A 22,571-nucleotide genomic window follows, 5' to 3' on the forward strand; every position below is an offset into this window, starting at 1 on the left:
CCATTCGCCTGCTTCTGGCTTGCTTCAAGCACGAAACGAATACCTTTTCTCCCGCGGCAACGCCGCTGCGCCAGTTCTTCCGCAACAGTGACATTCCGCTCGTCGGCGAGGCTGCGGTGACGGCCCGGCGAGGTACGGGGACAGGCATGGGTGGATTCCTTGAAGTGACCGATCGCGAGAGTTGCGAGATCACGGTTGCCGTGGTCGCCGAAGCGAGCCCGAGCGGGCTGGTCGAAACCGAGGCCTACGAAAGGATCACGGGACTGATTCTTGACGCAGCCCGAGGCAAGATCTTCGACGGGATCCTGCTCGATCTGCATGGGGCGATGGTCACGGCCGACCATGAAGACGGGGAAGGAGAGCTTCTGCGCCGGCTTCGCGAACTGCAACCGACCGTGCCGATCGGTGCGGCGCTCGACATGCATGCCAATCTCTATCCCGAGATGGTCGGACGCCTGACTGTTCTCAGCGGCTACCACACCTATCCGCATACCGACATGGCCGCAGCGGGGCGACGGGCCGCAGAGCTGCTGATGCGCACGATCCGCGGGGAAATTCATCCCGTCCTGGCCTGGGACAACCGGCCGATGCTGCCGCACATCATGCGCCAGGGCACACACGCGCAACCCAACCGGTCACTGCAGGCGCGTTGCATCGAGCTCGAGCAAAGCGAAGCCGTGCTTGCCGCCTCGGTGTTCACAGGCTTCCCGCATGCCGACATCCGAAACGCCGGTTTGTCGGCCGTGGTGTGCGCGGACGCGGACGAAGTTCAAGCAAGGCGGGTGCGCGACGAACTGCTGGATCAGGCCTGGGAAAATCGTTCGGCATTCTTGTACGAGGGGCAACCGCTGGAGCAATCGGTCGCACAGGCCAAGTCGGCCCCCGGGCGGCCGGTCGTACTGCTGGATCATTGCGACAACAGCGCGTCTGGTGGCACGATGGACACCACGCGCGTGCTGGCAGAGGCGCTGCGCCAAGACCTTCAGGACGCGGTGTTCTACGCGATTCGCGATCCGCAGGCGGTGGAGCGAGCCATTGCCGCAGGCGTTGGCAACGAACTCACGCTCACTCTCGGTGGTTTGAGCGAGCTGGCCGCAACCGGTGACGCCAACGAGCCGATCACCCTTTCGGCGCGTGTGCGCACCATCAGTGACGGCGTGCTCCGCTTGCGTGGTCCGATGATGGCCGGGGTGGTCGTCACGGCCGGCAAGACCGTCGTCCTTCAAGCCGGAGGCATCCAGGTCGTGGTGACGTCCTTGGCCACTGAACCCCACGACCTGGCGTACCTGACCTCGCTCGGCATTGATCTCGACCGTGTGAGATATCTGATTCTGAAAAGCCGGGTGCATTGGCGAGCGGGGTTCGGCAGCCTGGCTGACGTCGTGGTCGAATGCGATAGCGTCGGCGTGACGACCTCGGACTATTCGAAATTGCGCTTCGAGCGAGTGCGGCGTCCGATCTATCCGTTGGATGCGCTTTGAACGAGCACGCCAGGGCTTTGTCAGCAGGCCGGACAGGCACATGTTTACGATCTCGCCCTTGCCCTTGAGACCCACCGACAGCGCGGTCACCTCGCCGCTGCCTGCTTGCCGCACTCGGCGCTGGCGTCGGCATGCTGGAGGTAGGCGATCAGGTCGGCGCGGTCCTTCGGGTCGGCGATGCCGTCGTAGGTCATCGTGCTGCCGGGCACCACGCTCAGCGGCTTGGTCAGGAAGCGGTCGAGCGTCTTGTCGTTCCAGGTGATGCCGGACGCCTTCATCGCCGGCGAGTACCCGTAGCCGGGCACGCTGCCCGCGAGCCGGCCGAAGAGCCCGCAGTGCCGCGGTCCGACGCGATCGACGGCCAGCGCGTGGCAGGCCTGGCATCGCGCATAGACCTGCTCGCCGCGCACCGCGTCGGGCGCGGCCAGCGCGGGTCCGGCGGCACCGAGCGCCAGCGCGGCGGCCGCCGTGAGCCAGCGCGCGCGGGTCACGACATGAAGGCCGACGGAACCGGCGCTTCGCCGAGCGCCTGGCGCAGCACCGCCCAGTGCATCGCTTCGTCGCCCAGGATGCTGGCGGCCGCCTTGGCCAGGTCGCGGTCGCCGAACAGCGGCACCGCGCCCAGGTACGCGCTCACGGCGCCCTGTTCCAGCTTGGCCGCGAACCTGAGCACGTCGGCCTGGGACTTCAGCTGCTCGGACGGAAAGCCATAGGCCTCTCTGGCCGTCACCGGCTTGCCGCCCAGCTTCTCGATGGTCTTCGCCAGCACGCTCGCATGCTCCTTGTGATGGCCCTGGAATGTCACGGCCAGCTCGAGCACCGGCTTTTCCAACAGTTTGCTCTCGGCGCCGAGCTGGTAGGCGGCGATTGCTTCGAGCTCCGCGCCCAGCGCGGTGTTGAGAATCCGGGTGTCGGCGGCACTCGCGCCGCCGGCCTTGGCGGCCAGCGCATCCTTGCCGGCCAGCAGCGCGACGGCCGCCGCCGACAGCACCAGCCCGGATCGGCCCAGGAACAGGCGGCGTGCCGCCATCGGGGTCGGCATCAGAAAGAACGACATGGTGATCTCCTCGTGGGTGGTCAGTCGCGGGGAATTTCCCGCTCGGTTGCAAGCTTTGCCAGCACGCCGCCGACGATGCGATCGCAGCGGTCGCCGGCAAACGAGAACGCGTCGCCGACGGCGAGGTCGACATCGCGCGACAGGCCTTCGCGCAGCAGGCTGCGTGCGCGAAAGAAGCGCGTCCGTACGGTGGCTTCGGGCAGTTCGAGAACGACCGAGACCTCCTCGACGCTCATCTCCTCGACGGCGCGCAGCATGAAGACCGTGCGGTAGAGATCCGGCAGGCGATCAATGCGGGTCTCGATCAGCCGGCGCATTTCCTCCCGCATGGCGAGCCGGTCGGGCTGCCGGTCGATGTCGTCCTCCATCCATGGCTCCTCGGTGGGTTCGTCGCCCGGCGCCGAAGCGTCGAGGGGAATCACCCGCGCGCTGCGTCGGCGCAGGCGCGTCAGTGCTTCATTGACCACGATGCGCACCAGCCAGGTGGAGAGCTTCGCATCGGCACGAAAGCCGGCGAGCGCACGCCAGGCCTTGAGGTACGCGTCCTGCAAGGCGTCTTCGGTGTCGGCGTCGTTGTTCAGAACGCTGCGCGCGGTGCGAAACAGGAGCTGGTTGTGGCGCCGCATGATGGCTTCGAAGGCGGCCGCGTCGCCCTGCGAGGCGCGTAGCGCGAGCTCGGCGTCGCTGGTGCCTTCGAGCGCCACGGTGCGTGAGGGATGGTGTGCGTTGTGCATGTAGGCCTTTCACCCGTTAGACGGGGCGACTGCGCGGCACGTTTCAACTTTCGACGCCGCGGATCTCGCGCCTGCGTCCCGATCAGGACGATGGCTGCGCGCTCAGCGCTTCTTCGCCGCTCGCCGCGGACGCTGCGATGCGGGCTTGCCCTGGATGGCGCGCGGACTCGCCACTTGCCTGAGGCCGGCCAGCGCCGGGTCCACGAGCTTGCGGTCGCAATCCGCCGCGTAGACCGCATACGCGGGATAGAGGAATTCCGGCATGTCGGGCACGCGGCGCAGGCGCCCCGATTCGAGATGGGCGCGGACGACGTCGAGCCGGAAGTAGCCGGTGCCCCCGGCTGCCAGAAGGTACTCGCGTCCCAGCGGGCCGAGGCCGGCCTTCACCGCGGCATTGGAGAGTTCGGGAAAGGCCAGCCCGTGCTGCGCGGCGAACTCCGGGCCCCAGTCGACATACACGTAGTCCGAGGCGCGCGGCGCGCGTGCGCGCTTGGCGGTGGTGACCATCACGAGCTTCTCCTCGATCAGGAGTTCGACGCGCAGCCCGGGACGATGCTGGGGCGCATAGACGATCGCGATGTCCAGCACGCCGTCGGCCGTCTTGTCGAGAAGATGGCCCGGAAAGCCGACCTCGGTGCGGATCGCCAGATGCGGCGCGGCGGAGCGCATCCACAGCATCCACTGCAGCAACAGCGGATCCCAGAGACTGAGCTCGCAGCCGATGCCGAGCGCGGCGCGCCGACCGGCGGGCACCGCCACCTGGTGGCGCGCGCGCTCCCAGACCTGCACCAGGCTGGTCGCATGCGGCAGGAACTGCTCGCCCGCGGGGGTCAGCGTGGCGCCGGACTTGTTCCTGACGAACAGGGCGCGGCCCAGCAACTCTTCCAGCGTCCGCACGCGTGCGCTGACCGAGGTCGGCGTGACATGCAGCTGTTCCGCGGCGCGCAGGAAGCTGCGCGTCTGCACGATCTCGAGGAAGGTCTGGGCGAGCGTGAGATCCATCCGGCATCCTGGTTTGGATGAGAAATAATTGCAGTGAAACGGCAATAAAACTCATTTTACTTTGATCAAGCCCGGAGGGATCATGATGTCCATGGGCCCCGCGTGAAAGGCGAGGCCGCTGCATCGAAAGGCGCTTTCCGCGCCCCAACCCGAAAGGAGCGCACCATGAAAGCCAACGACGTCATGACTACGCCGCCCGGAGCGTGGCACGAGAGGATCGAAGTGTCGTCGCCGGTGTGCTATGCCGAAGAGCTGGATGCGGCCTGTGTTCCGCCCATCGGCCCTGAGGAATTGCTCGCCTCGCTCAACGAGCTGCTCGAAGCGGAGCGGGCCGGTGCCCGCGTCGCGATGCAGTTCATCAAGGCGGGCGGGGATGGTGCGCTCGGGCAGCTCGGCGAGCAGATCCGACGCGACGAAGTCAAGTGGTGCGGCATGCTCATCCGGGCGATCCAGTCGATCGACGGCGCACCGAGCACCCGCACCGGCGCTTTCTACGACAAGGCGATGGCGATCGACGACCTGGGCAAGCGACTGGCGTTCCTGAATCGCGGCCAGGCCTGGGTGGTTGACAAGCTGACGGCGCTGCTGCCGCGCCTGCGCGAAGGCGCGCTGCGCGATCAGCTCGCCGAGATGTGCGCGCGGCATGCGGACAACATCGCGCACGTCGGCGGCTTCCTGGACCGCCGCGCCCTGGAGGCTACCTTCCCTGGAACACAGGCTCGCGCCGGGCGGCCATCGCCGCCACGCCTTCCTTGAAGTCCTCGGTGCCGAACTGCCGGTTCTGCTCGACGCTTTCGCGAGCGACCGCCTGCCGGATCGCCTCGACGAGTCCGGCGCGCAGCGTGTTCCGGGTCGAGACCACGGCCAGCGGCGACGAGGTCGCGATCTCGGCCGCGAGCTTCAGCGCTTCGGCGCGCACCTGGGCCTGTGCCACCAGCACGTCGGCGAGGCCGATGGCCAGTGCCTCTTCGCCGCCGATGCGCCGGCCGGTGTAGAACAGCAGCGCCGCCTTCTGGGTGCCGACCAGGCGGGGCAGGGTGGTCGACAGACCGAAGCCCGGATGAAAGCCGAGCCGGTTGAAGTTGGCCGAGAAGCGCGCTTCCGGGCAGGTGACGCGAAAGTCCGCGACCAGGGCCAGGCCGAGCCCGCCACCGATGGCGGGACCATGCACCGCGGCCACCACCGGTTTGGTGCATGCGAACATCCGCAGGGCTTCGTCGTAGATCGGGTTGACGGCACGCGGGCTCTTGCGCCCGGCGCTGTCGTCGGCCTTCGCGAAGTCGGCGCCCGCGCAGAACGCGCTGCCTTCCGCGCACAGCACGATCGCGCGGCAGTTCGCATCGGCTTCCAGTGCTTCGAAGGCGCTGGCCAGGCCGGCGATCAGCGGCGCGTCGAAGAAGTTGTGCGGGGGGCGGCGGATCTCCACGATGGCGACGTGCTTGTCGAAGCGAACGTCGATATCGGGGCTGCTGAGGTCGGTGGTCATGCGGTGGGGCTCCGGGTTCGGGGTTCAGATTGTTGGGGCGAGAAGCCCGAGTAGACCCCAGACCGCGCACCGGCAAGAGCGGGCATGGCACACATCGTGCACAACGATGGCATGCTGCCCCTCGTGATCGAGACTTTCCCCCAACAACTCGGTAGATGGGGCGCGGGCCAGGCCCAGGCGCTGCGGGTGCTGCTCACCCTGGGAAGCCTGATGGCGGCGTGCGGCGCGAGTGGGCGGATGGAGGCCGTGACCCCGCTGTTCCTGGGTGCGATCGCCAGCGCACTGGCCGAGACCGACGACAGCTGGCGCGGGCGCTATCGGGCCCAGGTCGTCACGCTGGTCTGCTTCGCGGTGGCCGCCTTCGCCGTCGCGGCCCTGATCGATCGCCCCTACCTCTTCATCACGAGCCTCGCCCTCGCGGCGTTCTGGCTCACCATGCTCGGGGCGGTCGAGGCGCGCTACAAGGCGATCGGCTACGCCACGCTGATCCTTGCGATGTACACCACCCTGGGCATCGACAACCAGCCGCAGGCGGACCCTGTCGAGCGCTACCGCGAGCTGTGGCTCCTGCTCGCGGGCGCCGCCTGGTACGGGGTGTTCTCGGTGGCCTGGTGCCTGGCCTTCCCGGCCCAGCCGGTGCAAGCGCGGCTGGCCAGGCTGTACGCGGTGCTCGGCGACTACGTGCGCTTCAAGGCCTCCCTGTTCGAGCCCTTGCGCGGCATCGACATCGAGCGCAAGAGGCTGTCGCTCTCGCAGCTCAATGCGGAGGTGGTGGTCGAGCTCAATGCCGCCAAGGAAAGCATCTTCCGGCGCATCGGCGCGCGCGCGCCCACGGGGCGCATCGCGCGCTATCGCGGGCTCTACCTGATCGCGCAGGATGTGCACGAGCGCGCGAGTTCGTCCCATGACGACTACAACGCGCTGGCCGACGCCTTCTTTCACAGCGACCTGCTCTATCGCTGCCAGCGCGTGCTGCACCTGCAAGGCGAGGCTTGCCGGCGACTCGCGCTGTCGATCGAGCGGCGCGAGCCTTTCGCCGCCGACACCGCGACGGTGCAGGCGCTGGCGGAATTGCGCAGCGCGATCGAGCACGAGCGTCAGCATGCGCACGAGCCCGGGCGACTGGCGCTGCTCGCCTCGGTGGAGGCGCTGGCGCGCAACCTGGAGCAGCTCGACGGGCAACTGGCCGGCGCCAGCGAGCCCACGGCGCGGGCCGGGCGCACGGACATGGGCCTGCTCGATCGCTCGCCCCACTCATGGCGCGACGCGGCCGAGCGCATTCGACGCCAGCTCGCGCCGCGTTCCCCACTGTTTCGCCATGCGCTACGGCTGGCGGTCGCGCTCGTGGCCGGCTATGGCGTCATGCGCCTGATCCATCCGGCGCAGGGCTACTGGATCCTGCTGACGACGCTGTTCGTCTGCCAGCAGACCTGGGGCGACACCGTGTCGCGCATGGGCCAGCGCATGGCGGGCACGGCGCTCGGCGTGGTGATCGGCTGGGCGCTGCTGGAGCTGTTTCCCCAGCATCTGCTCCAGGCGCTGCTGGCGGTGGCGGCCGGTGTGCTCTTCTTCGCGACGCGCGCCACGCGCTACCTGCTGGCGACGGCCTGCATGACGGTGCTGGTGCTGATGTGCTTCAACCAGGTGGGCGACAGCGGCGTGCTGATCGTGCCGCGGCTGGTCGATACCGCCATCGGCAGCGCGATCGCGGGGCTCGCCATGGTGCTGGTGCTGCCCCATTGGCAGGCGCGGCGCTTCAACGAACTGGCGGCCGCGGCAATGCGCTACCAGGCCCTTTATCTGCGGGAGATCGCCGCCCAGTACCGCGCCGGCGCCCGCGACGACCTGCCCTATCGGCTGGCCAGGCGCAACGCCCACAACGCCGACGCCGCGCTGGCGGTCGCGGTGTCCGAGATGTTCCGCGAGCCGGCCGTCGTGCGGCCGCGCGCCGGCGTGGCGCTGCGCTTCCTGATTCAATCGCACACCCTGTTGAGCTATCTGTCGGCGCTCGGCGCGCACCGCGTGGCGTTGCAGAGTCCGGCGCATGCCGAGGCGTTGCGCGCCGCGGCAGACGTCGCAGGCGAGGCGGTGGATGCATTGGCGGCGAATATCGAGCAGGCGTCCGCGGCTGCTGTCGAGGCGATGGCGGCGACGCCCCTGGCCGATCCCCAGGCGCTGGCCGGCCTGTTCGGCTCGGACGACGAGGCCGACCCTGCGGTGCAACTGCTTCGCACCGAACTCCGGCTGATCGGGCTGCAGATCGAGGCCCTGCGCGGCTACGCCGTCCGATGGCTGCGGCTGGAGGCTGGCGCGTCGGAAGGCGGGTAGGGCGATCCGGCGAGAACGGCCCGCCGGCCGTTCAGTCGCATGTGTGCGTGGCCTGGCGACGGCATGCGTGAGACAGGTTTTGTTCCCCATACGGAACAAAATGCCCTGCTTTGGCGCTCGTTGGCTTCATTTTCCGCCCAGCTTCGGGCAAACACTCATAAGAAAGTCGTTCGATTGCCTTGATTCGCCTTGATGTTTGATCAAACATCAAACATCAAGATTTTGAAGACCAAGCACCCATGAAGGATCCGACTCCGACCCCGTTCGACCCCCTCGCGGCCCTGGAACCGATCGTCCGCTCGTCGGTGAATGAGTCCGTCTATCAGGCCTTGCGCAACAAGCTGATGCATGGCGAGTACCGAGCCGGGCAGCTGCTGGGCATCCAGTACCTGGCCGATGCGCTGGGCACCAGCACGATGCCGGTGCGCGAGGCGCTGCGCCGGCTGGTCGCCCAGCAAGGGCTGGAGCCCATGCCCAACGGCACCACGCGGGTGCCCCTGATCACCAAGGCGCGGCTCGATGACATCCGCCGCTCGCGCATCCTCGTCGAGGGCACCATCACGGAGTGGGCCGCCGCGCGCCTGACGCCGGCCACGCTGGACACGCTGGCGCGCCTGGCCGAGGACATCACGCGCGCTCGCCGCAGCCGCGACGGCATCGCGACCAGCCTGGAGAAGAACCGCGTCTTCCACTTCACGATCTACCAGGCGGCCGAGTCGCCCGTGATGATGGCCGTGATCGAAAGCCTCTGGCTGCAGTCGGGCGCCTACCTGCGCGCGACGCGCGAGTTCCTGCACACCGATCAGGAGCCCGCCGACCAGCTGCACGAATCCACCGTCGAGGCGATCCGGCAGGGCGACTACGCCCGGGCGCGCCAGTGCATCGAACTCGACGTCTCGTGGATCTTCGACCGCCTGAGCCTGGAATCGCTCGGCATCGATCTTCCCGCCCAGCCGCAGCCCAGCTGATCGTTTCTCTCACCCCACTGAACCGGCGGTCTGCGCACGTCGCTCCCGCCGACCCTTGACTCCAGCACCCACGACCTATGTTGCACAAGCACCGATCGAAAATGGTTACCCAGGGCCCCAGCCGGGCCGCCCACCGCGCCTTCCTGCGCGCCACCGGCATGGGCGACGAGGACATGGACAAGTCGCTCGTCGGCATCGTCAGCACCGCGGGCGACAACACGCCGTGCTCCAAGTCGCTCGGCCCGCAGGCCGACAGCGCCCGCCTGGGCGTGGCCGAGGGCGGCGGCTTTCCGGTCTCCTTCTCCACCATCTCGGTGTCCGACGGCACCTCGATGAACCACGACGGCATGCGCATGAGCCTGCTGTCGCGCGAGCTGATCGCCGACAGCATCGAGGTGGCCGTGCGCGGCCATGCCTACGACGCGCTGGTCGGCTTCGCGGGCTGCGACAAGACCCTGCCCGGCACCATGATGGCGATGGTGCGCCTGAACGTGCCGTCGGTGTTCGTCTACGGCGGCTCGATGCTGCCGGGCCGCACGCCCGAAGGCGGCGAGAACACCGTGCTGACCGCCATCGAAGGGGTGGGGCGCTACCAGACCGGCGAGATCACGCGCGCCCAACTCGACCAGGTCGAGCGCAGCTGCGCCATGACGGTCGGCGCCTGCCCGGGCCAGTTCACCGCCAACACCATGGGGATGGTGGGCGAGACGCTGGGCCTCTCCATGCTGGGCTCGGCCACCATGCCCGCGGTCTACAGCGAACGCTACGCGCTGGCGCGCCGGGCCGGACGGCGCGTCATGGAGATGCTGCGCAGCGGCGGCCCGCTGCCGCGCGACCTGGTGACCCGCAAGAGCATCGAGAACGCCTGTGCCGCGGTCGCCGCCACGGGCGGATCAACCAACGCCGCGCTGCACATCCCCGCGATCGCGCACGAGGCGGGCATCCGCTTCACGCTGGACGACGTGGCCGAGGTCTTCAATCACACGCCCCTCATCGCCGACCTGCAGCCGGGCGGGCGCTATCTGGCGCGCGATCTCGACGTCATCGGCGGCGTGCCCGCCGTGCTGAATGCGCTGCTGCGCAGCGGCCACCTGCACGGCGACACGCTGACGCTCACCGGCCGCACGCTGGCCGAGGAACTGGCCGCCTTCCCGGGGGCCGACGGCAAGATCGTGCGCCACAGCGACGCCCCGCTGCACCCGACCGGCGGCCTGGTCGTGCTCAAGGGCAACCTCTGTCCCAATGGCGCGCTGCTCAAGATCGCCGGACTCAAGTCGCTGAGCTTCGAAGGCCGGGCCCGGGTGTTCGAGAACGAAGAGGCCTGCATGCGGGTCGTGACCGAACGCGCCTACCAGGAAGGCGACGTGCTGCTGATCCGCAACGAAGGGCCCAAGGGCGGGCCGGGCATGCGCGAGATGCTCAGCGTCACGGCCGCGATCTATGGCCAGGGCATGGGCGAGAAGGTCGCGCTGCTGACCGACGGCCGCTTCTCCGGCGCGACGCGCGGGATGTGCATCGGCTACGTCAGCCCGGAAGCCGCCGCCGGCGGCCCGATCGCGCTGGTGCGCGAGGGCGACCGCATCCGCATCGACGCCACGGCCGGGACCATCGAGCTGGACGTCGACGCCCGGGAACTGGCGGCGCGCCAGGCGGCCTGGAAGCCGCAGGCCTCCGAGCGCCTGGCCGGCGCGCTCGAAAAGTATGCGCGCCTGGTCGGGCCGACCCATGAAGGGGCGGTCACGCACGCGGGCCGGGTCATCTGGGCCTACGAAGAACCCGAGAAGGCCTGAGCGGCTGCGAAGCCGCGGCCCGGTGGCCGCGGCCGCCTTCCTCCAATTGCGCAAGAAGAAAGTCGTTTGACATGAAGATCGGTTTCTGTGGTCTGGGGCTCATGGGCGCCCCGATGGTTCGCAAGCTGCTGGCGGCAGGCCATGCCGTGAAGGTGTGGAACCGCTCGCCCGAGAAGATCGCGCCGCTGGCGGCCCTTGGCGCCGAGGCGGTCGCCACGCCCGCGCGGGCCGCCAGCGACGTCGATGCCGTGCTGCTGTGCCTCTATGACGCTGAGGCGGTCGAGTCGGTGGTGTTCGGCGCCGAGGGCGTGGTCCACGGCGCCGGCCTGAAATGGCTCGCCGACCACTCGAGCATTCCGCCCGAGGCGACCCGCGGCTACGCCCGGCGCCTCGAAGCGGCCTGCGGCGCGGTCTGGATCGACGCCCCGGTGTCGGGCGGCATCGCGGGCGTGGAAGCCGGGACGCTGGCGATCATGGCCGGCGGCCCCGCGGACCGCGTGGCGCTGGCGGCGCAGGCGATGCGCGCCTATGCCGGGCGCGTCACCCACATGGGCACCAGCGGTGCCGGGCAAGCCACCAAGCTGTGCAACCAGGCCATCGTGGCGACCACCGTGGTGGCGATCGCCGAGGCGATCGGCCTGGCGCAGCGCAACGGCATCGACGTCGGCAAGCTGGCCGAGGCCCTGGCGGGCGGCTGGGCCGACTCGAAGCCGCTGCAGGTCTTCGTGCCCCGCATGATCGAGGTCCAGAGCGAATCGATCGGCGCGCTCTCGACCATGCTGAAGGACGTCGACACCGTCGCCGCGCTGGCACAGAAGAGCGACGCGCCGATGCCGGTGACCAGTTCGGTGCAGCAGGTCCTGCGCGCGGCGTCGGCGCTCGGCCTCGGCGCGGCCGAGCTGTCCGCTGTCGTCAGCATCATGCTGCCCGAGCGCCGCGCGGCTTTCGCGCGGACCGTGGGCCATTGACCGCGCCGGAGCCCCGATGCGACTGGCTGCCAACCTGAGCTGGCTCTACGGCCAGCTGCCCGAGCCCGAGCGTTTCGCCGCGGCGGCCCGGGACGGTTTCACGGGTGTGGAGATCCTGCTGCCCTACGAGCAGCCCGCCGAGTGGTACGGCCGCATGCTGCGCGAGCACGGCCTGCAGCTGGTGCTGTTCAACACGCCCATCGGGCCCGCGCCGGGCCACCGGGGACTCGCCGCCGTGGCGGGCCAGCAGGCCGGCTTTCGCCGCGGCTTCGCGCGCGCCCTGGAGGTGGCCCAGGCCACCGGATGCAGCCACATTCACGTGATGGCTGGCAACACCGTCGGCCTGGACCCCCAGGCTTGCCGGCAGACGCTGCTGGAGAACCTCGCGCATGCGCTGCCGCAGGCCGAGAGGCAGGGACGGGTGCTGACGCTCGAGGCGCTCAACCGCATCGACATGGCGGGGTACTTCTATCACCTGCCGAGCCAGGCGATCGACATCGTGCGGCATGTCGACTCGCCGCACCTGCGCCTGCAGTTCGACTTCTATCACTGCGCCCAGGAGGGGCTGGACCTGAGAGCGGCCGTGCGCGAAGCCGCACCCTGGATCGGCCACGTGCAGATCGCCGGCACGCCGGACCGGCACGAGCCGGACCTCGGGCAGAACGACCAGTCCGCCGCGCTCTCCCTGCTCGCCGCGCTGGGCTACGAGGGCTGGCTGGGTTGCGAATACCGGCCGCGCGGCGACCCCCTCGAAGGCCTGCGGTGGTGCGCGCCGCTGCGCGCCGAAGGCGTCATCGCCTGAGGCGCACGGTGCCCCTATCTCCTTGCGCATTCGGTTTCCGCGGTCTCCTGCTTCCTCTCTTCATCAACCCTACGAAAGCTTCGCCCCATGACGTTTCCTCGTGCCTTCAAGACATTCACCCGCCTGGCCGTGGCCTCGGCCCTCGCCGCCTCGGCCGCCTGTGCGTTCGCCGAAGATGCCGCGGTGAAGATCATGGTCGGGTCGGTGGCCGGCAGCGGCACGGACGTGATCGCGCGCCACCTGGCGCTCGGCCTGCAGCAGGAGCTGAAGCGCCCGTTCGTGGTCGACAACCGGTCGGGCGCGGGCGGCCAGATCGCGGCGCAGGCGCTCAAGGCCGCGCGGCCGGACGGGCTCACGCTGTTCCTCTCGAACAGCCACACGGTGTCGATGATCCCGCTGACCACGCTCAATCCGGGATTCGATGCCCTGAAGGACTTCGCGCCGGTGGGCCTGGTGGCGATCCATCCGGACGTCTTCGTCATCAATCCGTCGACCATCGGCAACAGCGACGCCGGGCTGCGCGAGTTCGCCAGCTGGGCCAAGGCCGACCCCGGCCGGGGCAACGTCGGCGTGCCGGCACCCGCGAGTGCGCCGGTGTTCGCCGTCGACATCGTCTCGCGCGTGCTGGGCTCCGACCTGAAGTCGGTGCCTTATCGCGGCGATGCCCCGATGCTCCAGGACCTGATCGCCGGCCAGATCCCCGCGGGCATCGGCTCGGTGGGGGCAATGCTGCCACCCGCGAAGGCCGGCAAGACCCGCATCGTGGCGGTCAACGGGACCACGCGCCTGCCGGTCCTGCCGGATGTGCCCACCTACGCCGAACTGGGCATCCAGGGTTACGAGGAAGTCATCTTCACGGGCCTGTTCGCGCCGGCCCACACGCCCGCCGCGTTGATGCAGTCGTACAGCACGGCGCTGGCCAAGCTGGTGCGCTCGCCGGAGTTCGTCGAGACGCTCGCCAACATGGGCGTCACGGCCACGTCGAGCACGCCGGCCCAGCTGGCGACGCGGGTCAAGGACACCAACAAGGCCTGGACCACGATGGTCAAGAACGCCGGCTTCCAGCCCCAGTAAGGACCGCAAGATGATCGTGGATCTCAGAACCTACACCCTCGGGATCGGCGCCGTGCCGGCCTTCCTGAAGCGCTATGCCCGCGAAGGCCTGCCGGTGCAGAAGCGCCACCTGGGTGCACCGGTGGGCTACTACACGACGGAAGTCGGTGTCCTCAGCCAGGTCGTCCACCTGTGGCAGTACGAGAGCATGGCCGACCGCGAGCAGCGGCGCAGCGCCCTCGAAGCGGATCCGCAGTGGCTCGCCTACAAGGGCAGGAGCCTGGCCGACGGGCACGTGGTGCGGCAGGAAATCACGCTCCTGAAGAGCGTCGATCTGGCCGCCCTGGCAGCGGAGCCGCCGCGATGACCGGTGCGCTGCGGATCCTCCAGCTCGGACGGCTGCCGCCCGGCCTCGAAGCGCAACTGCAGCAGGGCCATGACGTGCACCCCCTGTGGCGCGAGGCCGCCCCCGACGAATTCCTGGCCGCCCGCGGCGCCGAGTTCTCGGTGCTGGTGACCCATGCCACGGCCGGCGCCGATGCCGCATTGATGGATCGGCTGCCGCGCCTGCGGGCGATCTGCAGCCTGGGCGTCGGCACCGACGCGATCGACCTGGAGGCCGCCCGGGCCCGGGACGTGGTCGTCAGCAACACGCCCGAGGTGCTCAACGACTGCGTGGCCGACCTTGCCGTCGGCCTGCTGATCGATGTGGCGCGCGGCGTCTCGGCTGCGGACCGCCACGTGCGCCGCGGCGACTGGGTGGCCAAGGGGCCGCCCGCGCTGGGCGCGCGCTTCAGCGGCAAGCGGCTCGGCTTCCTGGGCATGGGGCGCATCGGGCAGGCGGTCGCCCGCCGCTGCGCCGGGTTCGACATGGACATCCGCTACCACGTGCGCTTCGCGTTGCCCGATGCGCCCTGGCGCCACGAGCCCTCGCTGGTCGCGCTCGCCACCTGGGCCGACTTTCTGGTGGTCGCCTGTTCCGGCGGCCCCGCCACCCATCACCTGGTCTCCGGCGAGGTGCTGCGGGCATTGGGACCGCGGTCTTTCCTCGTCAACATCGCCCGGGGTTCGGTGGTGGACGAGAAGGCGCTGGTCGAGGCCCTGGCATCCGGCCAACTCGGCGGCGCGGCGCTGGACGTGTTCGAACTGGAGCCGCACGTGCCTTCCGCCCTGCTGGCGATGGACAACGTCGTCGTGCTGCCGCACATCGCCAGCGGCACGGTGGAAACTCGGCAGGCGATGGCGGACCTCGTGCTGCGCAATGTCCGCCGCTTCGTGGAATCGGGCCGGCTGGAGACCGAGGTCAGGGCCTGAGCGTGCCTTCGGCATGGCGAGCGGGGGGCATTCTGCGGGCCGGAGCAGACGATTAGGGTTAACCCTTATAATCGAGTCCGACCCAGGAGAACCCTCGCCATGTCCATCACCCTCGCCAACGGTATTTCCATCGATGCACCCGGTTCCGCACCCGCGGCCCACCCCCTGTCGCGCGCGCTGGCCTTCGGCCTCCGGCTGCTGACCGGCTGGAAGGCGGCGGCCCCCGAAGCCCCGCTGTCGCGCAAGGCCGAAGCCGACGCGCTCCGCGAATGGGCCTCGACCTTCGCGCGCACTGACCGCAGCTTCTCGGACGACCTGTTCGCGGCCGCCGACCGCCACGAGCGCATCGCCCGCTAGCAAGGCACGGCGCCCGACGGGCGCCAGCGGGTCCGTGCATACTGCGCGCAGCCAGCGGCTTGCGCGCGACCTGATCGCGTGGGGCTGGCGCTTTCGGCCACTCGACAGGAAGACCCGACCATGACCCAGGCGCGCGCGGTGCAGCTGCACGAATTCGGTGGTCCCGAAGTGATGCGGGTCGAATCCATCGACGTTCCCGCTCCCGGTCCCGGCGAGGTGCAACTGCGCCAGACCGCCATCGGCTTCAACTACATCGATATCTACCAGCGATCCGGCAAGTACCCGCTGCAGGCGCCGACCGGCCTCGGCCACGAGGCGGCCGGTGTCGTCGAGGCGCTGGGCGAGGGTGTGGCCGAGCTGCAGCCGGGCGACCGCGTGGTCTACATGAACGCCGGCGCCGGCGCCTATGCGGAGCGCCGCAACGTGCCCGCGGCCAAGCTGGTGAAGATCCCTCCCGGCATCTCCGACGAGGATGCGGCGGCGGTGTTCTTCAAGGCCATGACCGCGCAGTACCTGCTCAAGCGGACGTACCCGGTGCAGCCCGGCGACGTCGTGCTGGTGCACGCAGCCGCCGGCGGCGTCGGCCAGATCCTCAGCGGCTGGGCCAGTGCGCTGGGCGCGACGGTCATCGGCACCGCGGGATCGGCCGCCAAGTGCGAGGTCGCGCGGGCCGCGGGCTGCGCCGCCGCGATCGATTACTCGCAACCCGACTGGGTCGCGCAGGTGATCGCGGCCACCGGCGGGCGCAAGGCGCGCGTGGTCTACGACTCGGTGGCCCGGCACACCTTCATGGGCTCGCTCGACTGCACCGCGCCCTTCGGGATGGTGGTGCTCTACGGCGCCGCTTCGGGTCCGGCACCGGCCATCGAGCCCGAGCTGCTGAACAAGAAGGGCTGCCTGTTCCTGACGCGGCCTTCGGTCTTTCCGCACAACGCCGACACGTCGACCTTTCGCGCCAACGCCGCCGACGTCTTCGACGCGATGGCCACCGGCGCGGTGCGCGCGAGCATCGGGGCACGCTTCGGGCTGGAGCAGGTGGCCGATGCGCACCGGCTGGCCGAGAACCGGGCCAGCACCGGCGCGATCGTGATGCTGCCCTGAGGCGGCGGGGTGCGTCCCGCCCCATTCGTTGATCTGTTTGCCAGATCACACTGATCGAAATTGTGCGGTTTTGCTTTTTAGCGCAACTGCCTACCATGGACGCGCGAGAAGAGCCGGCGCGAGCCCAGCGCCTGGTGTCACAACGCCAACGATGAGACCCGCCGTGTTCAAATTCCTATCCCGCGAGCCGCTTCACGATCCGCTGGCGTCGCCGACGCCGGTCGCAGAGACCGAAGTCAAGACCACCACCTGCTACATGTGCGCCTGCCGCTGCGGCATCCGCGTGCACCTGCGGGACGGCGAGGTGCGCTACATCGACGGCAATCCGGACCATCCGCTGAACCAGGGCGTGATCTGCGCCAAGGGTTCGGCGGGGATCATGAAGCAGGTCTCGCCGGCGCGGCTCACGCGTCCGCTGTTGCGCAAGGCCGGCAGCGAGCGCGGCGCCGGCGAGTTCGAGCCCATCAGCTGGGAGCGCGCGTTCGACATCCTGACCGAGCGGCTCTCGAAGATCCGTGCCACCGACCCGAAGAAGTTCGCGCTCTTCACCGGCCGCGACCAGATGCAGGCGCTCACCGGCCTGTTCGCACGCCAGTTCGGCACGCCCAACTATGCGGCGCATGGCGGCTTCTGCTCGGTCAACATGGCCGCCGGCATGATCTACACCATCGGCGGCAGCTTCTGGGAGTTCGGCGGCCCCGACCTCGACCGGGCCAAGCTGTTCGTGATGATCGGCACCGCCGAAGACCACCACAGCAATCCGATGAAGGTCGCGCTGTCGAAGTTCAAGCGCAACGGCGGCCGCTTCATCTCGATCAACCCGGTGCGCACCGGCTATTCGGCCATCGCCGACGAGTGGATCCCGATCAAGCCGGGCACCGACGGCGCGCTCTTCATGGCGTTGCTGCACGAGCTGATCGCGGGCGACCTGATCGACCACGCCTTCCTTCGGCGATTCACCAACGCGCCGCAGCTGGTGGTGCTGGACGAGGGCGAGCGCGAGGGCCTGTTCGCCTTCGACCCGGAGCGCGGACCGCCGGGCGACGGCCGCCATCCGCACAACAAGCTGGTGTGGGATGCGGCCGGCGGCTGCGTGCGGCCGGCCTATCCCGAAGGCATCGCCGACGGCTGCGAGCCGGCGCTCGAGGGTCGCTACACACTGGCCGACGGCACCCGGGTGGCGCCCTCGTTCCAGTTGCTGCGCGAGCGCGTCGCGGACTGCACGCCCGAATGGGCGGAAGCCATCACCGGCATCCCGGCCGCGCGCATCCGCCTGCTCGCGCGCGAGATGGGCGAGACGGCGCTGAAGCAGGCCTTCGAACTGCCGATCCCGTGGACCGACGCCTGGGGCAAGAAGCATCCGACCACGCAGGGACGCCCGGTGGCTTTCCATGCGATGCGCGGACTGGCGGCGCATTCCAACGGCTTTCAGACGGTGCGCGCGCTGGCGGTGCTGATGAGCGTGCTGGGCACCATCGACGCGCCCGGGGGCTTTCGCCACAAGGCGCCGTACCCGCGCCACATCGTGCCCAACTACCGGGCCTTCAATTCGCCCGAAATGATCCAGCCCGACACGCCGCTCAACGCGGCGCCGCTGGGCTTTCCGGCCGGTCCCGACGAACTGGCCATCAACCCCGACGGCTCGCCGATCCGCATCGACCACGCTTTCTCGTGGGAGCATCCGCTGTCGGCCCACGGCTTGATGCACAACGTCATCACCAACGCGGTGAAGGGCGATCCGTACCGCATCGACACGCTGCTGATCTTCATGGCCAACATGGCGTGGAACTCGAGCATGAACACCATGGGCGTGCGCGAGATGCTCAACCGCAAGGACGAGAAGGGCGAGTACATGATTCCCTTCCTGGCGGTGTGCGATGCCTTCCAGAGCGAGACCGTGGCCTTCGCCGACCTCGTGCTGCCCGACACCACCTACCTCGAGCGCCACGACGTGATGGGCATGCTCGACCGGCCGATCTCCGAGTTCGACGGGCCGGTGGACTCGGTGCGGGTCCCGGTCGTGCCGCCGACCGGCGAATGCAAGCCGTTCCAGGAGGTGCTGATCGAGCTGGCCTCGCGGCTCAAGTTTCCGGCCTTCACCACGCCCGAAGGCGGGCGCAAGTTCAGCGGCTATCCCGACTTCGTCGTCAATTTCCAGCCGGCGCCCGGGATCGGCTTCCTGATGGGATGGCGCGGCAAGGACGGCACCGAACACCTCAAGGGCGAGCCCAACCCGAAGCAGTGGGAGGCCTATGCGAAGAACAATTGCGTGTTCCGCTACCACATGCCGCAGACCATGCACTACATGCGCAACTGGAACCGGGAGTACCTGGACTTCGCCATGGACAAGGGCTGGCGGCAACGCAACGACCCGGTGCAGCTCGCCTTGTATTCCGACACCCTGCAGAGCTTCAGGCTGGCGGCCCAGGGCAAGACGAAGGGCCGCCGGCCGCCCGAGGAACTGCGCGAGCGCATCGACACCTACTTCGACCCGCTGCCGTTCTGGTATCCGCCGCTGGAAGACGGCGTGACTGATCGCGAGGCCTACCCGCTCAACGCGCTGACCCAGCGCCCGATGGCGATGTACCACTCGTGGGATTCGCAGAATGCGTGGCTGAGGCAGATCCACAGCCACAACTACCTGCACGTCAATCCGGCCACCGCGAAGGCGGCCGGCATCGAGGACGGCGGCTGGTGCTGGGTCGAAAGCCAGTGGGGCAAGGTGCGCTGCATGCTGCGCTACAGCGAGACGGTCGAGCCCGGCACCGTCTGGACCTGGAACGCGATCGGCAAGGCCGACGGCGCCTGGCAGCTGGCGCCTGGCGCGGACGAGGCGCGCAAGGGCTTCCTGCTCAATCACCTGATCACCGAGGAGCTGCCCTTTGCCAATTCGCATGGCGGCACCACCATCAGCAACTCCGACCCGATCACGGGCCAGGCCGGCTGGTACGACGTGCGCGTGCGGATACGGCCCGCCGATCCGGGGGATCCGAAGGAGAGCTTCCCGCAGATGGCGAGCATGCCGTCCACGCCGGGCGTGGTGGGCAAGGCCGCGAGCGTGCTGACCTATTTCGCGGGGCGCCTGAAATGATCCAGTGGCTCAAGGACCTGATGAAGGGCGCCGCGCAGCCGATGGCGCTGGTGGAGGAGGGCGTGCGGCCCGTGTCGATCTCGCGCGGCGGCGAGGTGCGCGTGCGCGCCGACCAGGGCGAGACGCTGGCCAGGCAACTGGCGCTGGTGATCGACCTCAATGTGTGCGTCGGCTGCCACGCCTGCGTGACCTCCTGCAAGCAATGGAACACCTCCGGCAGCGCCGGCCCGCTGGCCGACGAGAAGCCCTACGGCGCCGATCCGACCGGCACCTTCTTCAATCGCGTCCAGACCTACGAGGCCGGCGCGTACCCGGTTACCGAGACCATCCACTTCCCCAAGAGCTGCCTGCATTGCGAGGATCCGCCGTGCGTGCCCGTGTGCCCGACGGGCGCCAGCTACAAGCGCAAGGAGGACGGCATCGTGCTGGTCGACTACGACAAGTGCATCGGCTGCAAGTACTGCGCCTGGGCCTGCCCCTACGGCGCGCGCGAACTCGACGAGGAGCGCCAGGTCATGACCAAGTGCACGCTGTGCGTCGACCGCATCTACGACGAGAAGCTGCCCAAGGAAGATCGCAAGCCCGCCTGCGTCAAGGCCTGCCCGACCGGCGCGCGCATCTTCGGCGACGTGAAGGATCCGAATTCCGAGGCATCGATCGCGATCCGCGAGCGTGGCGGCTATTCGCTGATGCCCGAGTGGGAGACTCGGCCGGCCAACCAGTACCTGCCGCGGCGGGTGACCGAGGTCGCGGGTGGCGCGTCGAAGGTGCAGCCGACCCTCGGAGGACCGCTGTGAATCCGGCCTTCTCCGTCGTCATCTTCACTGTCGTTGCCGGTGCCGCGCAGGGCATGGTGGTCGCGCTGGCGCTGGCCCGCCTGGCGGGCCTGGCGCTCGCGCCCTCGTTCCTGTCCACGGCGCTGCTCGTGGCCGAGGCCCTGCTGCTGATCGGCCTCGGCGCCTCCTTCGCCCATCTGGGCCGGCCCGGGCGGGCGTGGCGCGCCGTCCTGATGTGGCGCACCTCCTGGCTCTCGCGCGAGGTGATCGTGCTTCCCGCTTTCATCGGCATCGTCGGGCTCTGGTGGCTGGCGCTGTACCGCGGCATCGACAACAGCATGCTGCTGCCCGCCGCGGCGATCGTCGCGGCGGCGCTGCTCTGGTATTGCACCGCGATGATCTACGCCTGCCTGCGCTTCATCGAGGAGTGGGCGCAGCCGCTGACCCTCGTGAACTTCGCGCTCACCGGCCTGTCGTCCGGCCTGGTCCTGACCTGCGCGCTCGCCGTCCTGGCGGGGCAGCCGCAACTGCTCCAGGCCTTCGGCCCGGCGGCCGCGGCCGTGACCGCCGTGGCCGGCATCACGCGCTCGCTGGCGCTGCGCCGCAACGCCCTGCTGAAGCACAAGTCGACCCTGCAGTCCGCCACCGGCATCCGCGCGCCACAGCTGGCGCAGACGTCGATGGGCATGTCGGCCGGTTCATTCAACACGCGGGAGTTCTTTCATCGCGCCGGACCGGCATCGATGAAGCACCTGAAGCGGGCGCTGATCGTGCTCGGCTTCGCCGTGCCGGCGGTGTTGCTGCTGTGGGGCCTCGCGGCGGCGTCGGGCATGGCCTTCGTGCTGGCCTGGGCGGTGCAGCTTCCGGGGCTCGTCGCGGACCGGTGGATGTTCTTTGCGCAGGCCAGGCATCCGCAAAACCTCTACTACCAGGTCGTCTCATGAATCCGTCACCTGCGCCGGCGCCGTCGCGCGGACGCTGCCCGGGAGGATGCGCAATAATCCACGCCATGCATCTCGCGAAAAGCGCATCCTGGCGCGACCTGCCATGAGTTCCAGCGTACCCACGCCGAGTGAACTCGCCCCCATCGACGACGACGAACTCGTGCGCCTCGCCGTGAGTTGGCGCGCGCAAGCCTCGCGTGGCGACCGCGATGCCTTCGGCGTCGCCCACGCGCTCGAGGTCGAGTGCCGGCGTCGCCTGCGCACCAGCCAACTGCACCAGTTGCCGCCCGAACCGCCGCCGCCGGCGCGCCCCTGGTGGAAGTTCTGGAGCGACAAGGCCGTCCCGCTCTCCGTTCGCTGAGTCCGGCGCCGGGCGGCGGTCGCGCTCAGGCGCCGCGCACCATCGACAGCACCTGCCGGGCGTCCAGCGTCCGGGCCTTGTCCTGCATGGCCGGCAGGTAGCGTGCCTGCAGGCCTTGTGCCTCCTGCATCACGCCCGCGTAGGCGTCCTTGAGCATCTGCGTCGACAGCTTGCGCCCGCCTGCGTAGTAGCGCTTGGCGACATGGCCCAGCGCGTAGGTGGTGGCAAAGCTCATGCCGGAGCTCACGGCCTGTTTGCCGAGTCCGCCGAGCAGGCCGCCGCCGACCTTGCCCAGCAGGCCGCCGAGCAGCTTGCGGCCGGCCTGCTCGAGGTACTGGGAGGTCAGGCCGACGCCGACCGTGGCGATGAAGTCCTTCACGTGGCCGCTGTCCAGCTCGAAGCCGTAGGCCTTGCCGATCCGATAGACCAGCTTCATCTGCAGCGGAATGATCGCCATGGTCGAGAGCGTCTCGGGCAGCAGCTCGAGCGCGCCGTTCAGGATCGCGGCGTTGAGGATCGCCGGGTCGAGTTCGGCCTGGTCGGGCGCGACGGCGGCCGCGGGCGCGCCCGCCGAAGCCAGCGGCACGGCCGCGATCGCCTGCGCCTGCGCGGTGAACTGGCTTGCGGCCGCCGCATCGAGCCCGAGCGAGGTGCGCAGGTCGGCAAGGAAGGCGCGCTCGGCCTCCGAGTGCGCGCCATCGGCGTCGCACACGCAGACCGCCATCTCGTAGGCCAGCTGCCTGGCGCCGCTGCTGCCGAGCTGCGCGCCGGCCTCGGCCATCGAGACGCGCTTCATCAGTACGTCCTGGTAGAGCGTGGGCAGATGCAGGCCATCGCTTTGCGAGAGGCCTTCCGCGATGCGCTTGATCTCCTCGCGTTCGCGCTCGTGCTTCTCGCCGTCGACGAAGGCCGCCATCAGGCTCAGCGTGACGATGGCGCGGGATTCTTGTGGCGAGAT

Annotated in this window: 22 protein-coding genes; 16 read left to right on the forward strand and 6 right to left on the reverse strand. The window is 69.3% G+C overall.

Annotated elements, in window-relative coordinates; translation table 11 throughout:
• Positions 1–2: 2 nt before the first annotated feature.
• Positions 3–1,481: a M81 family metallopeptidase gene (locus tag AC1D2O_RS17455; protein WP_478085688.1), complete on the forward strand. Its 1,479-nt coding sequence runs from the start codon at positions 3–5 to the stop codon at positions 1,479–1,481.
• Positions 1,482–1,567: 86 nt separating this feature from the next.
• Here AC1D2O_RS17455 and AC1D2O_RS17460 read toward each other — a convergent pair whose 3' ends face one another.
• From AC1D2O_RS17460 to AC1D2O_RS17475, 4 genes are all read right to left on the reverse strand, one after another.
• Positions 1,568–1,972 carry a c-type cytochrome gene (locus AC1D2O_RS17460; protein ID WP_478085645.1) on the reverse strand — a complete coding sequence of 135 codons (405 nt, stop codon included), beginning with the start codon at positions 1,970–1,972 and terminating at the stop codon, positions 1,568–1,570.
• On the reverse strand, positions 1,969–2,538 hold the full coding sequence (locus AC1D2O_RS17465; protein ID WP_478085643.1) for a ferritin-like domain-containing protein: 570 nt from the start codon (positions 2,536–2,538) through the stop codon (positions 1,969–1,971). The genes AC1D2O_RS17460 and AC1D2O_RS17465 overlap by 4 nt, the downstream gene beginning before the upstream one ends.
• A 20-nt stretch (positions 2,539–2,558) precedes the next feature.
• Entirely contained in the window at positions 2,559–3,272 is a 714-nt protein-coding gene (locus tag AC1D2O_RS17470; RefSeq protein ID WP_478085641.1) for an RNA polymerase sigma factor, read from the reverse strand.
• Positions 3,273–3,374: 102 nt separating this feature from the next.
• Positions 3,375–4,274, reverse strand: coding sequence for a LysR family transcriptional regulator (locus AC1D2O_RS17475; protein WP_478085639.1), 900 nt, complete (start codon positions 4,272–4,274; stop codon positions 3,375–3,377).
• 102 nt (positions 4,275–4,376) lie between these two features.
• On the opposite strand from AC1D2O_RS17475, the gene AC1D2O_RS17480 reads away from it, so the two are divergent.
• Complete coding sequence (locus tag AC1D2O_RS17480) at positions 4,377–5,030, forward strand: DUF6306 domain-containing protein (RefSeq protein WP_478157614.1); 654 nt, start codon at positions 4,377–4,379, stop codon at positions 5,028–5,030.
• Here AC1D2O_RS17480 and AC1D2O_RS17485 read toward each other — a convergent pair.
• Entirely contained in the window at positions 4,972–5,760 is a 789-nt protein-coding gene (locus tag AC1D2O_RS17485; protein WP_478085636.1) for an enoyl-CoA hydratase/isomerase family protein, read from the reverse strand. The two genes, AC1D2O_RS17480 and AC1D2O_RS17485, sit on opposite strands and share 59 nt — an antisense overlap.
• An 84-nt stretch (positions 5,761–5,844) precedes the next feature.
• Here AC1D2O_RS17485 and yccS point away from each other — a divergent pair, with 84 nt between their 5' ends.
• The 14 genes from yccS to AC1D2O_RS17555 all read left to right on the forward strand — a co-directional run bounded on the left by yccS (position 5,845) and on the right by AC1D2O_RS17555 (position 21,613).
• Entirely contained in the window at positions 5,845–8,088 is a 2,244-nt protein-coding gene (gene yccS, locus AC1D2O_RS17490) for a YccS family putative transporter (RefSeq protein WP_478085634.1), read from the forward strand.
• A 239-nt stretch (positions 8,089–8,327) separates the two neighbouring features.
• Positions 8,328–9,056, forward strand: a complete 729-nt coding sequence (locus tag AC1D2O_RS17495; protein ID WP_478085632.1) for a GntR family transcriptional regulator — start codon at positions 8,328–8,330, stop codon at positions 9,054–9,056.
• Between the two features lie 77 nt (positions 9,057–9,133).
• Positions 9,134–10,846, forward strand: coding sequence for a dihydroxy-acid dehydratase (gene ilvD, locus AC1D2O_RS17500; RefSeq protein WP_478085631.1), 1,713 nt, complete (start codon positions 9,134–9,136; stop codon positions 10,844–10,846).
• Between the two features lie 71 nt (positions 10,847–10,917).
• Entirely contained in the window at positions 10,918–11,814 is an 897-nt protein-coding gene (locus AC1D2O_RS17505) for an NAD(P)-dependent oxidoreductase (protein ID WP_478085630.1), read from the forward strand.
• Between the two features lie 16 nt (positions 11,815–11,830).
• Complete coding sequence (locus AC1D2O_RS17510; RefSeq protein ID WP_478085628.1) at positions 11,831–12,616, forward strand: hydroxypyruvate isomerase family protein; 786 nt, start codon at positions 11,831–11,833, stop codon at positions 12,614–12,616.
• An 87-nt stretch (positions 12,617–12,703) separates the two neighbouring features.
• Entirely contained in the window at positions 12,704–13,690 is a 987-nt protein-coding gene (locus AC1D2O_RS17515; RefSeq protein ID WP_478085627.1) for a tripartite tricarboxylate transporter substrate-binding protein, read from the forward strand.
• 10 nt (positions 13,691–13,700) lie between these two features.
• Positions 13,701–14,036, forward strand: a complete 336-nt coding sequence (locus AC1D2O_RS17520; RefSeq protein ID WP_478085626.1) for an NIPSNAP family protein — start codon at positions 13,701–13,703, stop codon at positions 14,034–14,036.
• Positions 14,033–14,983, forward strand: a complete 951-nt coding sequence (locus AC1D2O_RS17525; protein ID WP_478085625.1) for a 2-hydroxyacid dehydrogenase — start codon at positions 14,033–14,035, stop codon at positions 14,981–14,983. The genes AC1D2O_RS17520 and AC1D2O_RS17525 overlap by 4 nt, the downstream gene beginning before the upstream one ends.
• Positions 14,984–15,082: 99 nt before the next feature.
• Positions 15,083–15,340: a hypothetical protein gene (locus tag AC1D2O_RS17530; RefSeq protein ID WP_478085623.1), complete on the forward strand. Its 258-nt coding sequence runs from the start codon at positions 15,083–15,085 to the stop codon at positions 15,338–15,340.
• 120 nt (positions 15,341–15,460) lie between these two features.
• Positions 15,461–16,441, forward strand: a complete 981-nt coding sequence (locus tag AC1D2O_RS17535; RefSeq protein WP_478085622.1) for a quinone oxidoreductase family protein — start codon at positions 15,461–15,463, stop codon at positions 16,439–16,441.
• Between the two features lie 163 nt (positions 16,442–16,604).
• Complete coding sequence (locus tag AC1D2O_RS17540) at positions 16,605–19,532, forward strand: molybdopterin oxidoreductase family protein (RefSeq protein WP_478085620.1); 2,928 nt, start codon at positions 16,605–16,607, stop codon at positions 19,530–19,532.
• Positions 19,529–20,329 carry a 4Fe-4S dicluster domain-containing protein gene (locus AC1D2O_RS17545; protein WP_478157616.1) on the forward strand — a complete coding sequence of 267 codons (801 nt, stop codon included), beginning with the start codon at positions 19,529–19,531 and terminating at the stop codon, positions 20,327–20,329. Before AC1D2O_RS17540 ends, AC1D2O_RS17545 begins: the two co-directional genes overlap by 4 nt.
• Positions 20,326–21,252 carry a dimethyl sulfoxide reductase anchor subunit family protein gene (locus AC1D2O_RS17550; protein WP_478157618.1) on the forward strand — a complete coding sequence of 309 codons (927 nt, stop codon included), beginning with the start codon at positions 20,326–20,328 and terminating at the stop codon, positions 21,250–21,252. The genes AC1D2O_RS17545 and AC1D2O_RS17550 overlap by 4 nt, the downstream gene beginning before the upstream one ends.
• Positions 21,253–21,355: 103 nt before the next feature.
• Positions 21,356–21,613: a hypothetical protein gene (locus AC1D2O_RS17555; RefSeq protein WP_478157620.1), complete on the forward strand. Its 258-nt coding sequence runs from the start codon at positions 21,356–21,358 to the stop codon at positions 21,611–21,613.
• 25 nt (positions 21,614–21,638) lie between these two features.
• Here AC1D2O_RS17555 and AC1D2O_RS17560 read toward each other — a convergent pair whose 3' ends face one another.
• Positions 21,639–22,571 carry a TerB family tellurite resistance protein gene (locus AC1D2O_RS17560; RefSeq protein WP_478085686.1) on the reverse strand — a complete coding sequence of 311 codons (933 nt, stop codon included), beginning with the start codon at positions 22,569–22,571 and terminating at the stop codon, positions 21,639–21,641.

It is taken from the genome of Variovorax sp. P1_G12, from assembly GCF_056405555.1.

What these genes read in the sequence shown, in the direction of transcription:
- AC1D2O_RS17510 (WP_478085628.1), top strand. Translation starts at nt 11,831, where the DNA reads ATGCGACTGGCTGCCAACCTGAGCTGGCTCTACGGCCAGCTGCCCGAG.
- ilvD (WP_478085631.1), top strand. Translation starts at nt 9,134, where the DNA reads ATGTTGCACAAGCACCGATCGAAAATGGTTACCCAGGGCCCCAGCCGG.
- AC1D2O_RS17555 (WP_478157620.1), top strand. Translation starts at nt 21,356, where the DNA reads ATGAGTTCCAGCGTACCCACGCCGAGTGAACTCGCCCCCATCGACGAC.
- AC1D2O_RS17505 (WP_478085630.1), top strand. Translation starts at nt 10,918, where the DNA reads ATGAAGATCGGTTTCTGTGGTCTGGGGCTCATGGGCGCCCCGATGGTT.
- AC1D2O_RS17465 (WP_478085643.1), bottom strand. Translation starts at nt 2,538, where the DNA reads ATGTCGTTCTTTCTGATGCCGACCCCGATGGCGGCACGCCGCCTGTTC.
- AC1D2O_RS17520 (WP_478085626.1), top strand. Translation starts at nt 13,701, where the DNA reads ATGATCGTGGATCTCAGAACCTACACCCTCGGGATCGGCGCCGTGCCG.
- AC1D2O_RS17525 (WP_478085625.1), top strand. Translation starts at nt 14,033, where the DNA reads ATGACCGGTGCGCTGCGGATCCTCCAGCTCGGACGGCTGCCGCCCGGC.
- AC1D2O_RS17515 (WP_478085627.1), top strand. Translation starts at nt 12,704, where the DNA reads ATGACGTTTCCTCGTGCCTTCAAGACATTCACCCGCCTGGCCGTGGCC.
- AC1D2O_RS17545 (WP_478157616.1), top strand. Translation starts at nt 19,529, where the DNA reads ATGATCCAGTGGCTCAAGGACCTGATGAAGGGCGCCGCGCAGCCGATG.
- AC1D2O_RS17485 (WP_478085636.1), bottom strand. Translation starts at nt 5,760, where the DNA reads ATGACCACCGACCTCAGCAGCCCCGATATCGACGTTCGCTTCGACAAG.
- AC1D2O_RS17475 (WP_478085639.1), bottom strand. Translation starts at nt 4,274, where the DNA reads ATGGATCTCACGCTCGCCCAGACCTTCCTCGAGATCGTGCAGACGCGC.
- AC1D2O_RS17470 (WP_478085641.1), bottom strand. Translation starts at nt 3,272, where the DNA reads ATGCACAACGCACACCATCCCTCACGCACCGTGGCGCTCGAAGGCACC.
- AC1D2O_RS17495 (WP_478085632.1), top strand. Translation starts at nt 8,328, where the DNA reads ATGAAGGATCCGACTCCGACCCCGTTCGACCCCCTCGCGGCCCTGGAA.
- AC1D2O_RS17535 (WP_478085622.1), top strand. Translation starts at nt 15,461, where the DNA reads ATGACCCAGGCGCGCGCGGTGCAGCTGCACGAATTCGGTGGTCCCGAA.
- AC1D2O_RS17530 (WP_478085623.1), top strand. Translation starts at nt 15,083, where the DNA reads ATGTCCATCACCCTCGCCAACGGTATTTCCATCGATGCACCCGGTTCC.
- yccS (WP_478085634.1), top strand. Translation starts at nt 5,845, where the DNA reads ATGGCACACATCGTGCACAACGATGGCATGCTGCCCCTCGTGATCGAG.